Source organism: Corynebacterium sp. HMSC08F01 (assembly GCF_001807545.1).
In the GTDB taxonomy this organism is placed as follows: Bacteria; Actinomycetota; Actinomycetes; order Mycobacteriales; family Mycobacteriaceae; genus Corynebacterium; species Corynebacterium coyleae.
This window is the reverse complement of record NZ_KV789270.1, coordinates 1-15,144: the sequence shown is the minus strand read 5'-3', so window position 1 is coordinate 15,144 and position 15,144 is coordinate 1. Positions and strand designations below refer to the sequence as shown.

The window sequence follows — 15,144 nt, the reverse complement described above, 5'->3', positions numbered from 1 at the left end:
AAGACAGTATCAAGCTGCACGAGCGAGCGGTGCGCCTCCCGCAGAACGCATGTGACTGGTGATAAGAACAGTTGCATGAAATCGGACAACGCGTTGCGGTTGGTGTGTGCTCTGTTGGCGCTGGTGGTTGGCGTGTTTATGCCATTATCTCCGGCGTCCACGTGGGCGAACGCCGCGCGCGATGCGGAGGTGTCCGGCGCCCCGCAGGTTGGTGCGGACAACCTTGGGGATGCACGCCGTGCTGCCGGTGAGGCTGGCCAGCAGGCGAAGGTACTCAAGGAGGGTGCCGGCAAGTTAGCCGAAGGTGTTGGTGAGGCGCAGGGCCAGACCCAGCAGCTTCTCGACGCCCTCGCCGCCGCCCAGACCGGCTCCCAGCAGTTGTCCGACGGCATGGTGCAACTCCAGGCAGGCACCGGACAGTTGGGGGCGGGAGCGACCCAGTTGGCGGATTCCATCGGCGAGGTGGTCAACCAGGTCACCGGTTTTGAGGCGGTGCGCGGCCAGGTGGTCGGCGCGATTGACCGCTCGCTCGCTGAGCTGAAGGACGCGAAGGATCCGGATGCGGTCCAGGCCCGCGAATCGCTCAAGGGGCTGCGCGAGCAAGCACAGACCGCGCAGTTGCCGCCGGACGTGGTGGCGAAGATGAACCAACTGCGCGACGGTTCCCGCGACCTTGCCAACCAACTCGCCGTCCCGGGCTACGGGTACCACGACGGTATATATACAGCCACCAACGGCGCGGCTGAGTTGGCTGCGGGTCTGCGCGAGTTGCAAGAGCAGACGTCTCAAGCCACCGGCGGTATCGACGAGTTGGTCGCTGGCGTGCAAAAGATCGACCAGATGGCAGGCATGAACGCCGACAAGGTCTCCGCGGTGCGTGCAGCGCTTCCGGTGCCCGCGGTCGCGCCGGGTACCCAGGGTGCGGAGCAGACCGGATCGACGCTTGCGCCGATTGCCGCGATGTTGCTCGCAGCAATGGCGGTGCTGGGCGGTACGGCACTCGCAGCAGCATTTTGCCTATCGACGCGCACCCGCCGGTGGATCATCATCCCCGGCGCCATCATTATCGCGGCGGCCGGCACCATCCTGGCTGGTGTCCTCGGTGAGGGGCTCGGCGCACAGGAATATGCAGTGGTCGCCGCTGGACTGTTGGCTGGCGCACTCGCCTCAACGGGGCTAGCCGCAGTGTTGATGCGTTTGTGTGGTCTGGCTGTCGGGCTGGGGGTTGCGGCAGTGGTGGCGCTGGCACAGACCGGCCTCGTCGGTTGGGTGTGGCGCACCGCCACTACAGCACAGGTGGATGCAGTGTGGGCGGCACTTTCGCAGGCAGTACCCATGCACTGGACAACTGTCGCTGTGTCCGCCGCTGGCAATGGCGGGGACTACCGAGGCGTGGTCGCCGCACTGCTGCTGTCCGCGTTGCTTGCCGCAGCGGGGCTGGCGGGGGTATGGCGCCGAACCGCCGAGCAAACCGCCACCTAGACATGCGTCCGGTACGCCTCTAAAATGTGATGTCATCTATTGCTTAGCTGTCTGGGCTAAGCGAAGGTTACAAAACAGCTACCTGATCGAGAAGCCGCTTTCACGGCCCCGTCGAGTGGCTTAACAGAGGAGTATCACATGGCCGAATCATCTCGGCGTTTACGTAAATCAACGTCTACAGGCATCGCAGCCACATCCGCGATTGCGCTCGCGCTTGGTGGCCTGAGCGTCGTCGGCCCAGGCCCGCTGGCACCGTACGCTGCGGCTGCCACCCTGAGCGGCGGTATCCGCGACAAGTCCGGCGCGGTGGAGAAGGACGCCCAGAAGGCCTCCGACCTGCCGGCCGGGTCGTGTGTTGTTTCAGGGACCAACACCGCTAAACACAGCCAGGCTGGTTTCAGCTGGAACACCCTGGAGCCGAGTAATACCAGCCCCTCGAAAACTCTGTGGGGCTTAAGCGTCTCCTTTGATAACTCGAAGGACCGCACCTTCGCCGATTGGTCCTTCACCAATGGCGGGAACCTTGGCAAGGTCTTGGGTACCGACAATGTGCCTTCCATGGAGGCCGGCCAGACCTTCCTTGGCAAGAGCGTCACGCACAAGGCCGACGAAAGCATCGAAATTACTGGTTCTCGCGACCAACGAAACCTAAATCTCTACGCAGAACTGACCGATGAGAAAGTCAAGCAGTTCGCATCGGCCACTGCCGCCAATCCCGTGCGCTACGCCTGGCAGAGCAACTACACGAAGGACAATCCTTCGGGCCTGAGAGCCACGCAAGGTCCCAGCTCGGCATTCAGCGCTGTTGTAAACCCGTGGCCGAGCGAGAACATCGAATGTAACCCGATCACGGTTTCGTGGGAGGACTTCGAGAAGCACGTTATCGTCCCTGACACCGAAACCAAGGTCGGTAAGATCAACATCCCGGCTGTGACCGGCCAGGGTACGGATGACTCCATGTCCCGCATGGTCGTGGAAGCCTACGACGGCAACGGCGCGTTCATCGGCACCACGGACCCGGCAGCCTCCGGCGGTACGCAGAACCTGCGTATCGACGAAACGACCGGCGAGATCTTCTTCACCTGGCCTGAGTACCGCGGTACCGACCTGGCCACCGACAAGAACGTGAACTTCTCCGTTCTGGCGAAGCCGCGTACCGTGGACCAGCTCCAGGCTGCCTCTAACAACAACACCTATGAAGAGGCAGGAAAAGTCTTTGACAGCTCCAACTCGCTGACCCGCTACAACAAGGCGAACGTCATCGACTCGAAGGCGTTCTCCTTGGACGACACCGAGTACCACTCCCCGAAGTACGACAAGACCGACGCGTCGATCATCTCGGGCGTTGATAGTGCTACCGGTCCGCTGGCTACCGAGCCGCAGAAGGTCATCTTCACCCAGACTCCGGACCTGATCAAGGAGCTGGCCAAGGAGAAGGGTGACAACGGCTTCGAGGCCAAGGTCGAGCTCGACGAGAAGTATGTCTACGAGGGCTGGACCGTCGAGATGGACGATGACTACAACGTCACTGTCACTGCTCCGGAGAACCCGAAGCCGGGCACTTTCGCACGCCCGACAATTACGGTGGAATACTCGAATGGTTCCACGGATGTGCTCGAACTGCTCGTGGTTGTTGACCCGAACAACACCCAGGTCACCGACCTAGTGCGTCCAGGTCTGACTAAGGGTCGTATTAAGCAAGAGCTCACCGCCCAGATCGGTCTCAAGCCCATCATGAAGGGCCACAAGGCGGTTCACCCAGCGAAGTTTGAGGTTGACCCGGACACCGTACCGTCCGGTTGGACCGTTACGGTCGATGAAACCGGTAAGGTTACCGCGAAGGCAGACGATTCTGTCGCGCCGGGCACCGTCATCACACCGAAGGTGAAAGCCACCTACCCGGATGGCACCGACGATGTGATTGAGACCCAGTTCCAGGCGATCGTCGACATCAAGGTCCCTGAGTACGACACGGTGACCAACAAGCCGAACGCCAAGGTCAGCCTGACTCCGAAAGTTCCTGAGCGTGGCCTCAGCGGTAACACCTCTGACGAGGCTCCGAAGCGCTACACCTTCGAGAACGGTCAAACCACGAATACCCTCACGAGTAAAGAGGGCAAGACGTGGACCGTTAAGATCGACGAGAAAACCGGCAAGATCACCACGACCATCCCGAAGGATGCGCCGGAAGGCGACATCCTGGATGTACCGGTTCTCGCCTACTACGATGGCGCTGACCCGCAGAAGGTGAAGGGCACCGTCGTTGTGATCAAGGGCGACGTCGCCCCGCAGTACAACGTGCAGGTCACCGGCCCGAACCAGGCTGTTGACCACCAGGTAACGGGTGCGCCGCAAGACTCGACCTACTCCTTCGGTAACGACGAGGACGGCAATCCGGTCACGGAGCAGGAAGTCGACGGCTGGAAATACAAGATTGACCCGAAGACCGGTGTTGTCTCCTCCACCCCGCCGGCAACCGCGAAGCCAGGCGACAAGAAGACCATCACCGTTACCGTCCAGACCCCGGACGGCTCCCGCCCAGAGGTTCCCGTCACCACCGTGGTGAAGCACACCAACAGCTGGGAAGCTGAGCCGACCTACCCTGTAGAAACGGTTTACCCGGGTGAGACTGCAACGTTGCCGGTTGCTCTTGAGAAGCCGGACAACGTCAACGTTGCGAAGGAAAACCCCTACAAGCTGGGCGATGTTCCGGCTGGTTGGAATGTCAGCATCGACGACAATGGCCAGATCACTGCAACCGCACCTGCGGATGCAAAGCCGGGCACGCAAGTCAAGATTCCGGTCACCGTGACTTACGAAGACGGTTCTACGGATATTGCATACGCTGTCGTCAATGTCCTCGGCCTTCCGACGCGTGAGGAACCGTTCAAGGTCGAGTACAAGTACGACGACTCCATCCCTGCCGGCGAGTACAAGGTTGAAACCAAGGGCGAGCCGGGTGCAGCGAAGATGCACAAGGACGGCACCTGGGAGCAGACCAAGGCGCCGGTCAACGAGGTCGTCGTCATCGGCACCAAGCCGGCCGAGAGCGCCAAGGACGTGACCTGGAAGTTCCCGATCCCGTACCCGACTGAGGTTCGCGAGAACCCGGACCTGAAGCCTGGTGAAACCCGGGTTGTTCAGGAAGGCGAGAACGGCGAGAAGACCTACACCGCTAAGTTCACCGCCAAGGGCTCTGAGGCACAGGTCGCTGAGGAAGAGACCACCAAGGAAGCCAAGCCGCGCATCATCGAGTACGGCCCGGGCATTGCTCCGAGCGAGCTCGTGACCACTGTGAAGAAGCCAGTGCCGTTTGATACCGAAGTCGTATTCGACGACACGCTCGCTGCGGGTGAGCAAAAGGTGGATCAGGAAGGCAAGCTCGGCGAGGACACCGTGACCTCCACGCAGAAGCTTGTCGACGGCAAACCTTCGGGTGACCCGGTCGTGAAGACTGAGCGCACCGCGGAGCCGACGAAGCAGATCATTCGCATCGGTACCAAGACCTCTGGTGAAACCAAGAAGACCGTCGAGTCTGAGGTCCCGTTTGGTGTGAAGATCGAGTACGACCCGAACATGCCTGCTGGCAAGTCCGAGGTTGTCACCGAAGGCAAGCCGGGTAAGAAGACCACCACGGTGACCCAGAAGGTCACCAACTCCCAGCCGGATGGCGAGGCCACCGTTGAGGAGAAGATCACCGAGCAGCCTGTCGATCAGGTGATCAAGGTCGGCACCAAGCCGTCCGAGACCTCTGAGAAGGTCGAGTGGAAGGCACCGGTCCCGTTCGAGGTTGAGACCCGTCCGAACAAGGATCTGAAGCCGGGTGAGATCAAGATCGTCCAGAAGGGCGAGCCGGGCGAGAAGACCTACACGGCCAACTTCACCTCCAAGGGCGACGACTCTTCGGTCACCCCTACGGAGAAGCAGACCAAGGATCCGGTCAACGAGATCATCGAATACGGTCCGACCGCTCCTGACCAGACGCTGACGTCGAAGACGACCCGCGAGGTCAACTTCGAGACCGAGTTCATCGTGGACAACACGGTGCCGGTCGGCCAGACCAAGGTCGAGCAGGAAGGCGAGAAGGGCGAGGAACTGATCACCTCGACCCAGAAGATCAAGGACGGCAAGCCAGACGGCGAGCCGAGCATCACCGTCGAGCAGACCAAGGCGCCGAAGAAGAAGATTGTCCGTGTCGGTTCCATGACCGATGGCAAGTACGAGCTGGAAGAGAAGCTGCCGATTCCGTTCGACACCGTAATCGAGTACGACCCGGAGATTCCGGCCGGCGAGTACAAGGTTGTCACCGAGGGCAAGCCTGGTGAGAAGATCACCAAGATCACCCAGAAGATCGTGAACAGCAAGGTCGTCGAGGCAACGCGTGGCAGCGAAACCACCACCACCGAGCCGGTCACCAAGGTGATCAAGGTCGGCACCAAGCAGGCAACTGCTACCGACAAGGTGGAGTGGAAGGAGCCCATCCCGTACCCGACGGAACTGCGTCCGAACTCGGAGCTCGCTCCGGGTGAGGTCCGGGTTGTTCAGGAAGGTAAGGACGGCGAAGCCACCTACACCGCAACCTTCACAGGTACCAGCGGTGAAGCCACCAAGACCGAGGTCACCGATCGCACCGAGCCAACTCCGCGAATCGTCGAGTTTGGCCCGGGCCTTGAGGACGACAGCGTGGTCTCTTCCACGACCCGCTCCGTTGAGTTCGGCACCGACGTCATCGAGGACCCGAACCTCGAGGAGGGCAAACAGGTCATCGAGCAGGGCGAGTTCGGCGAAGAGGTCGTGACGTCGACGCAGAAGCTTGTCGACGGCAAGCCGTCCGGCGACCCAGTCGTCGAGACGAAGCGCACGAAGGAACCGAAGAATGCGGTCATCCGCATCGGCACCAAGAAGCCTGCGAATCCGACGCCGCCGACCGATGAGCCGGAGCAGCCGACTCCGCCGACCGACGAACCGACCCCACCGGTCGAGCCGAAGGAAGTCGAGCTTCCGTACACCACGAAGATCATTTACGACGAGACGCTCGAGCCTGGTCAGGAAATCGTGGACCAGGAAGGTGCGAACGGCAAGGTCGAGGTGACCGTCGAGAATGGTCAGCCTTCGGTGAAGGTCGTGAAGGAGCCAGTCGAGAAGATCATCCGTGTTGGCACCAAGCCGCCGGCTGGTCAGGAGTGGAAGGAACGGATCCCGTTCGAGGTGAAGGTCAAGCTTGACCCCACCATCCCGGCGGGTGAGCACAAGGTTGAACAGGAAGGTAAGCCCGGCCTGGTTCAGCACAACTCTGACGGCACCGAAGAGACGCTCGTTGAGAAGCAGGATCACGTCATCCTCATCGGCACCAAGCCGGCCGACCCGACTGACCCGGAAAACCCGGATCAGCCGACGCCTGAAGGTGAGCTCGATATCAACGTCCGCTACACCACCCGGATCGTTTACGACCCGAACCTGAAGCCAGGCGAGGAAGTCGAAGACGTTGCTGGTAAGGACGGCCGCTACACCATCAAGGTTGTCGACGGCAAGCCTGTCGCCGAGATGGTGGAGAAGCCAGTCGAGCGCGTTGTCCGCGTTGGCACCAAGCCGCCGGCGGGCACCAGCTGGACTGAGGAGATCGCCTACGACTACGAGGTCATCGAGGACTCCGAACTTGAAGCTGGCAAGCACGAGGTTGTGCAGCCGGGTAAGCCTGGCGAGCGCATCCACCGTGAAGACGGCAGCGTCGTCGAGGTTCCTGCGCAGAAGTTGATCATCAAGGTTGGCACGAAGAAGCCGGCTGATCCGAGCGAGCCGACTGATCCGAGCAAGCCGACCGACCCGTCGACGCCTGCCGATCCGAAGGACCCGCAAGGTTCTTCCGATAAGGCGAAGCGCTGCGTGGCCAACGCGTTTGCGAAGAACAGCCCGATCCTGTGGCTGCTGCCGATCGGCGTCCTCGCCGGCATTGGCTACGGCGTGAACGAGGTGTTTGGTCCGCAGATCCAGAAGGCATCCGCGGAGCTCAACGCTCGCTTCCAGGAGTCCTTGCCGAAGCACGATTGGGGCCACGGTAACCGCGGCCGCCAGTGGGAGCAGCCTGAGTGGGCTCGTGAACTGCAGATGAAGGCAGACGCCATCAACCGCCAGTTCGCAGGCTACGGCGAGCAGCTCCAGCCGCTGGGTATTGCGCTCGGTGTCATCGCCGCAGCCAGCCTCACCGGTGTGCTGATTGCACAGGCCTGCCGCGAAGAGGGCTTCGACAACGGCATGACGGTGCTGGGTTCCTCGGAGCGTGTGACGTCCTCGGGCGAGACGGGCTCGTCGTCAAGCAAGGGCTCATCGGAGAACGCAGGTTCGTCGGAGAACGCAGGCTCCTCCAGTAAGTAGTCTGAACGCGTAAGCGAAGGGCGGTACCCGGTTGGGTGCCGCCCTTTTCGCATCTGCCGTTACCTAAAATTCACCTGAGTGTTCCTTATTAGAAATTTGCTGTGTTTAGGGTGCGTATCGGTTCAAAAACCGTTTCATATTCTTCGGCTTCTCGTTATAAGGAACCCAACATGCGTTTCTCGCTAAAAGCAGCTACCGCGGTAGTCAGCGCTTCTGCGTTGGCTATTGCGAACCTGCCTACCTCCCTCGCACAGTCGGCGGAGCAGTCCTTCAACGGCAAGGACACCTGCATTTCCATCGATTCCAACGGCAACATCGTCGCCCCGCAGCCGGGTGACTGCACCCAGTTTGGCAAGGGCGGCCAGGGCAACACCGACGCCCAGGCACGCAACGTAATCTTCATCCTGGGCGACGGCATGGGCCACCAGGAGATCACTGCTGCTCGTAACTACCTCAAGGGCGCTAACGGCCGCTTCGAGGGCCTCGACGAGCTGACTGCGGCAGGTGCTTACACGACCTTCGCCGTGGGCAAGGACGGCAAGCGTCAGTACGTCACCGACTCCGCCGCGTCCGCAACGGGCTGGTCCACCGGTACGAAGACCTACAACGGCGCGTTGTCCGTTGACATCACCGGCAAGCCGCACGAGAACCTGCTGGAGATGGCGAAGAACGCCGGTATGCGCACCGGTAACGTTTCCACCGCCGAGATCCAGGATGCGACCCCGGGCGCGATGCACTCGCACATCTCCAAGCGCGGCTACTACGCGCCGTCCGGCGACGCGAAGCCGGTCAAGGGTGCTGAAGCTCGCGAAAACGGCGGTCTCGGCTCCATCTCCGAGCAGATCATCGACACCCGCGCCGACGTCACCCTGGGCGGCGGCCGCAAGTACTTCGACGCCGAGGTTCAGCAGGGTGGCGAGAACCGCAACCCGTTCCTGACCGACAAGAACGACGGCGGCGTCGACTGGGAGGCCGGCAAGTCCGTCCGCGAAAACGCGATTGCCAAGGGCTACCAGGTTGTCGACGACAAGCAGGGCCTCGAGGGCATCACCGTCGCGAACCAGGACCAGCCGGTGCTCGGCCTGTTTCACGACAAGAACATGACCCGCAAGTTCGAGCAGACCGTGCCGGTGAAGTCCGACGGCACCACCGAGCCGGAGGTCTGCAAGGAAGCTGATCGCGGCGACGAGCCGTCCGCAGCCGAGATGACCAAGAAGGCCATCGAGCTTCTCGACGACAAGAGCGCCGACAAGGGCTTCTTCCTCCAGGTCGAGTCCGCCTCCATCGATAAGGCGGACCACGCAGCCGACGCCTGCGGCATGATCGGCGAGACCCAGCAAATCGACGAGGTTATTAAGGAAGCCCTCGACTTTGCCAAGGCTGACGGTGAGACCATGATCGTCGTCACGGCCGACCACGCGCACACCGCGGAAATCATCCCGGACGGCCGCCCGTCAGTGTCCGCCGTAACTCGCCTGAAGACGCCGAAGGACGGCACCACCATGTCCATCGGCTTCGGCACCCAGCCGTGGCTGGATGAGAACGGCAACCCGGTCTTTGACAAGAAAGCCAACGGCGAGCCGTTCGACACCCCGAATTTCTCCATGATGCACACCGGCACCCAAGTGCGCATCGCAGGCTTCGGCCCGGGCTCCGAGAACGTCAACGGCCAGCTCGACCAAACCGACGCCTTCTACGTCATGGCGAATGCGCTCGGCCTCAACGGTGGCACCGAGGGTGGCCAGGAGCCGTGGAAGATCAACAAGGGCGCCAAGGTTGCTTCCCTGGCGAACCGCTCGAAGGCGAAGCCGGGTGACGAGCTGTGCTACCTCGTCTCTGCAGGCGAGGCCCCGAAGGTCGGCGACTGTGCCCAGTTCGGCACCGAGGGCCAGGGTATCGACAACTCCAAGGCGAAGAATGTCGTGCTCCTCATCGGCGACGGCACCGGCGACTCAGAAATCACCGCTGCCCGTAACTACCTCAAGGGCTCTGCAGGCCGCTTCGAGGGTCTCGACGACCTGGACTACACCGGCTACCTGACTACGTTCTCCCTGGACAAGGAGACCGGCCTGCCGAACTACGTCGGTGATTCCGCTGCAACCGGCACTGCATGGAACTCCGGCGTGAAGACCTACAACGGCGCGGTCGGCGTGGACAACGCCGGCAAGCCGGTTGCCACCCTCGGCGAGATCGCAAAAGCCAAGGGCCTGAAGATCGGTAACGTCACCACCGCCGAGATCCAGGACGCCACCCCGGCAGCCTTCGCTGCACACGCAATCAAGCGTTCGTACTACGCACCGTCCGGCGACAAGAAGGTCGCAGAGGGCGAGCAGCTGCGTGAAAACGGCGGTCTTGGCTCCATCTCCGAGCAGATCGTTGACCTGCGTGCAGACGTCACCCTCGGTGGCGGCCGCAGCTACTTCAACACCGAGGTCGTCCAGGGCGGCCAGTGGGGCGAGAACGGTAACACCTGGACCGCAGGTAAGACTGTCCTGGAAAACGCGAAGGACAATGGCTACCAGGTTGTCACTAACGCCTCCGAGCTCGACGCGATCGCAGAGGCAAACGCCGACAAGCCGGTCCTCGGTCTGTTCTCCGAGGGCAACATGCCGCGCGCGCTGAACCAGTCCATTCCGACCACCGACGGTGGTGACCTCGAGCCGGCCACCTGCGTTGCTAACCCGGAGTTCACCGCTGAGACTCCGCGTCTGGCAGCCATGACCTCCAAGGCGCTGGAGCTGCTGCAGAACGACAAGGGCTTCGTGCTCCAGGTCGAGTCCGCCTCGCCGGACAAGGCCGACCACCAGGCTGACGCCTGTGGCCTGATCGGCGAGGTCGGCCAGCTTGACGAGGCCGTCCAGGCTGTTCAGGATTGGGTGGAGAAGACCGGTGAGGAGACCCTGATCGTCGCCACCGCCGACCACGCTCACACCGCACAGATCACCTACGAGAACCAGAACACCGCTGGTCGCGTCACTCAGCTGACCACGGTTGAAGGCTCCACCATGGCCGTCAACTTCGCCACATCCAAGACCAACGAAGACGAGGATGCGCTCGGCGGCCAGCAGCACACCGGTGCGCAGCTGCGTGTCGCAGCCTCCGGCCCGGGTGCCGCGAACCTCACCGGCCAGATCGACCAGACCGACCTCTTCTTTGCCAGCCTGAACGCGCTGGGCATCGATCCGGTCAACCACAATCTGACCTTTGAGAACAAGATGCAGCCGGTGGAGGAGACCACCGAGGGCGACTCCGCCGCCGGCTCCTCCGTCGACTCCCCGGCGCTCATCGCCACCCTGGCCATCGCAGGCATCGCGGGCCTCATCTCCCTGATTGCCCTGCTGGCACCATTTGCTGTCGACGGCGCCCTCGGCCCGATCGCGAAGTTCTAGCCAGAACTACATGCCCAGCATCGGCAGTTTGATGCCGAAGTGGGGCAGCGCGAAGAACAGGCCTGCGATTACCAGCAGCGCCGCAATTACCCCACCGACAATGGCCGGCACGTTCACGTCTGTGTCCATCTTGGCGGTGGGGTATTTCACATCCGCCTGCATGCCCTTGGTGCAGGTTTCGGCGGCGGTGGCGTCGGCGTCGTCGATAAGCATGCGCTTCGCGGCGACCTTGCCGGACGGCGTTTCCGCCCACGCCTTGTACACGTCGCCATCCTTCGCGGTCAGCGGCGTCTCGGTGCGCTTCGTGTCCGGGCCAACGCGCCACGAATCCGTGTCAATCGCCTCCAGCGTGCGATTCACAGTCGGCTCCGACTCCTTCATCGTCTTCTGCGCATCCGCATACTTTGCGACGAGACCCTCCGGCAACACCTTGCCAAACTCCGCCTTCTCACCCTTGAGCGCCTTCTCGTTCTCCGCGACAACGCCCGGGTAGACCTGCTCGACCGCAGCGATGAGGTCACGGGCCTGCTCGTAGTCACCAATCGCCTTGGACTCGTCGAACCACGACTCGATGAAACGCTTCTCGGCCGGCGCGAGCTTCACGGCGCACACCCCGTCCTTGTCCTTTGCCGCGACGGTAGCGGCGTTCGCCGGGGTGGCTGCGCCGGTCGCGGCGACAGCGCCGAGTGCGAGCGTTGCTGCGGTTGCGTACGCGGCGATACGGGTGGTGGTGCTGGTCATGGTTTTCCTCCTCGGAGTGTGAGTGTGTGTACGGGCTGTACCACCTCAGTGTCCAGGAAGACGTGTTGCGACAGCGTTAACGCGCGATGGTGGGGGGCGCTGCCTAGTAGGATCCTGGGCGAAAACACCGTGTCAGAAGCAATGTGATGAACCAGGGGTGAATGGAAATTTCACAAATGCAGTTAGCCGCTTTGCTAGGCAATGGAGTTTCTCCATTGGAACCATCTCCGGTCGATTACGTTTTTATGTTGCTCACGTTGGTGGCTGTGGTGCTATTAGTTGCCAGCGCGATTGTATTTTTCAGGCAACCTAACAGACGATCTAACAGAGGATGGTCGGATGTCTGGATCGTGCTCTTTCTGGTGTTCATACCCGTGGTAGGACCGTTGGTGTATCTGCGGCATGTGCGGTCTAGCAAAAAGAGCGACAAAAAATCGTAGATGTGTGAGGCAAGGCCCAGCTTTGGGTTAAGCCGTGGGGGCGTGGCCTGGGCAAAATAAAGAGTGGCCCCCGCATCCCACTGAAGAGATGAAAGGCCACTCAAGTTTGAAGCGCGCAACCACTTGCGCTTTCCGGGACTGCGAACTTAATCCCAGCCGGCTCGAGAGGTGGTGGGTTTTAGCCCAAATCCCTCGAGAACCCCAGTATAGAACTGGCATCAGTTAAATCAAGCATTTTCTGACCCAATCGTCACAATATAGAAACCGTGAGACTGGCGAAGATGGAGGATACGGGCACTCGATCAGGGAGCGAAAAAATCTTCGTGGCGCTGCCGACATGGACTATCGAATGCGAAAACCCGCCTCGGAAGGCGGGTTGTGATGGTCGGGATAACACAATGGTCGGGATAACAGGATTTGAACCTGCGGCCTCTTCGTCCCGAACGAAGTGGAACTGCCGGAGTGTGTCGTCTACCTCGTAGTTCACGTTTGTTCGGGGCTCTCTTGCGTGTCTCGTTTGTCTCGTATCGTCACCCTGGGTGACAAACGGGTGACAAGAATGTGCCATGAGACGGGCACGAAAGAAGCGAAGAAATCAGTCCACGTTGGACCTTGTGAGCATCCGGTCGGTCAGTTAAGTGCCCCGCGATGAGCTCGTCGCAGCATGCACGTTGACATCGAGCAAGAAGTTACTCAGTCATCCAGAACGCTTTCACCTTCTTAGGTTGATCCATGCCTACAGATAATCTTGGTCATGTTTCGGCTTCGTTGCAGCGTAAGCGAAAGCACAAATAAAGAGCCCTGCTGTAGCGGCAACTATAGCGCTATCGTTAATTCCATAAAGTAACAGCAACGTCGCCGAAGCTAGGTAACTGACGAAAGAAATAGCGAATAAAACCGCTCCCCAAATCGAGCGATCACTAACCAGCGGATGATTGGGACGGCGTCTGCATGCGGAATAGCTTGCAGTAGCCATGACCACTGAGGCGCTGAGAGTTATCAAAATTGGAAACCAAGAGCTAGCCAAAATTCCTCAGCTTAATTACAGTTGCGAGAACCGCCCCCGCAAACTTGACCCGCATTGCTTGAGTCGTCAGCGCTCCTATTACTGGGCCACCTGCGCAACTAAAGATTGCATTCATCACCCACGAGGGTGGTTCAATTCCATCATTCGCCTCATGTGCCATCTGTTGAATAGTGGACGGAACAAGACTTCCTAAGGCCCCTTTTACGCACCATGCCGCTACTGCAACTGCAGCGGCAGCCACAGCAGGAAGTGCTCTTGGCGCGGGCCCGACAATTTCATAGTTAACTTCCGCACCTTCAAGTGCATTAACCACTTCATCATCAATGGTGCCATCAGCAATCATTGCTTCAGCAGTTGAAATGTAAGAGTATGGTACCTGAACAGGTTTTCCTTCACCTGAGGCTGCGCAGTTTTCAGGATGTGGTTGGTCGATATCTTGTGCAGAAGCTTTCGGCGAAACGACCCCTGAGAGGGCCACCGTTAGGACAACAGCAGCGGTAAAAGCCTGCTTGGTAGGGATAAAGTTTTGGCCTATCAAAATGTTCTCCAAATCATTACGGTAAGCGTACTTTCAGATTCTTCGACTTTCCCAGAAGGAGCCCCGAAGGTTGAGGTACTTGCTCGGTGTTAGCAACTTGTTTTAGTGAGTCTATGCCGGAGGCGTCAGCTCTAGCTCAACAGGAGTTGAAAATAACTGCAAATTCCTCGTTTGCACCTCCACTCTTCCAATGCCCTGGCAAAGGTACCGTAACATTTACGGAACAAATACGCTCCCCTTGTGGAACCAGCAACGTACCCGCGATTGGGACGGAGGCACGCAAGGTCTGGAACAAAGAACGTAGTCCTCGGGGAGCTCCCAAAGACCGCAGTGGGAGAAGGTGTTCGGTCAAGTCCTGGGAAGTGGTGTATTTGGCTTTCGGGTATGTGGTTAGTTTCGGGGGCGGGTGCTTGGGGCCGTCTCGGGGGCGGGGGTGGGTTAGCATTAGGCGGCGATCTTTTTGCTGTCGGTGGGAGTGTCGTCGACGAGGTTGGCAGCGATGATTTCCTTGGTCTGGGTCAGGCTGGTCAGCGACATGTAGCGTTTTTGCTGGATCCACTCATCGTGTTGTTCCACCAGGACGGCCCTGACCAGCCGGATGACGGCTTCACAGTTTGGGAAGATCCCGACGACGTCGGTGCGACGTCGGATTTCTCGGTTGAGCCGTTCGGTGGGGTTATTAGACCAGATCTTGGTTCATACCGGTTTCGGTGCAGTAGTAAAAAGCTAACAGCGCATCGGGTGATTCCTCCAGGTAGTCGGCCACATGAGGAAATTTTTGCCCGCAGAACTCTACAACCTCACGGGCCTGAGCACAGACGCTGTCAGCGTCGGGCTGCTGGAAGAGAGTGTGAAACATTGCCGATAGCGTCGGCCATTGTGTTTTCGGCACCTGCGAGTAGAGGTTCTTCGCGGATTGGGTCCGGCACCGTTGCCAACTCACCTGCGGTAAGCAGTGACCAACGGCTGCTTGGATACCAAGATGTGCATCACTGGTGACGAGGAAAACCCGGTCAGGCCACGGGCGATTCAGTCGCGGAAGAACCCAGTCCAAAAGGCAGTGGACTCAGCCGTGGCGACCTGCATGTCCAACAACTCCCGGTAGCCAGGTGACAAACAAAGCAAGGTTAAGCGACAAAATGTGTGTCCGGAATC

The 15,144-nt window shown here is 60.2% G+C and carries 5 protein-coding genes and 1 pseudogene; 3 read left to right on the top strand and 3 right to left on the bottom strand.

Going from position 1 to position 15,144, the window contains the following annotated elements:
- Window positions 1–75: 75 nt before the first annotated feature.
- From HMPREF3171_RS00665 to HMPREF3171_RS00655, 3 genes are all read left to right on the top strand, one after another.
- On the top strand, window positions 76–1,482 hold the full coding sequence (locus tag HMPREF3171_RS00665; protein WP_070482180.1) for a hypothetical protein: 1,407 nt from the start codon (window positions 76–78) through the stop codon (window positions 1,480–1,482).
- 138 nt (window positions 1,483–1,620) lie between these two features.
- Window positions 1,621–7,854 (top strand): G5 domain-containing protein, encoded by a 6,234-nt coding sequence (locus HMPREF3171_RS00660; protein WP_083291882.1) that lies wholly within the window; start codon window positions 1,621–1,623, stop codon window positions 7,852–7,854.
- A gap of 170 nt (window positions 7,855–8,024) precedes the next feature.
- On the top strand, window positions 8,025–11,243 hold the full coding sequence (locus HMPREF3171_RS00655; RefSeq protein ID WP_070482178.1) for an alkaline phosphatase: 3,219 nt from the start codon (window positions 8,025–8,027) through the stop codon (window positions 11,241–11,243).
- Window positions 11,244–11,249: 6 nt separating this feature from the next.
- On the opposite strand, the gene HMPREF3171_RS00650 is transcribed toward HMPREF3171_RS00655, so the two are convergent.
- The 3 genes and pseudogenes from HMPREF3171_RS00650 to HMPREF3171_RS00645 all read right to left on the bottom strand — a co-directional run.
- On the bottom strand, window positions 11,250–11,984 hold the full coding sequence (locus tag HMPREF3171_RS00650) for a hypothetical protein (RefSeq protein ID WP_070482176.1): 735 nt from the start codon (window positions 11,982–11,984) through the stop codon (window positions 11,250–11,252).
- Window positions 11,985–13,443: 1,459 nt separating this feature from the next.
- Window positions 13,444–14,001, bottom strand: a complete 558-nt coding sequence (locus HMPREF3171_RS11480) for a hypothetical protein (protein WP_246815282.1) — start codon at window positions 13,999–14,001, stop codon at window positions 13,444–13,446.
- A 432-nt stretch (window positions 14,002–14,433) separates the two neighbouring features.
- Window positions 14,434–15,144: pseudogene (locus tag HMPREF3171_RS00645) on the bottom strand (IS256 family transposase); the annotation flags it as partial.

Coding starts and splice junctions, on each gene's coding strand:
- HMPREF3171_RS00665 (WP_070482180.1), top strand. CDS start 76: ATGAAATCGGACAACGCGTTGCGGTTGGTGTGTGCTCTGTTGGCGCTG.
- HMPREF3171_RS00660 (WP_083291882.1), top strand. CDS start 1,621: ATGGCCGAATCATCTCGGCGTTTACGTAAATCAACGTCTACAGGCATC.
- HMPREF3171_RS00655 (WP_070482178.1), top strand. CDS start 8,025: ATGCGTTTCTCGCTAAAAGCAGCTACCGCGGTAGTCAGCGCTTCTGCG.
- HMPREF3171_RS00650 (WP_070482176.1), bottom strand. CDS start 11,984: ATGACCAGCACCACCACCCGTATCGCCGCGTACGCAACCGCAGCAACG.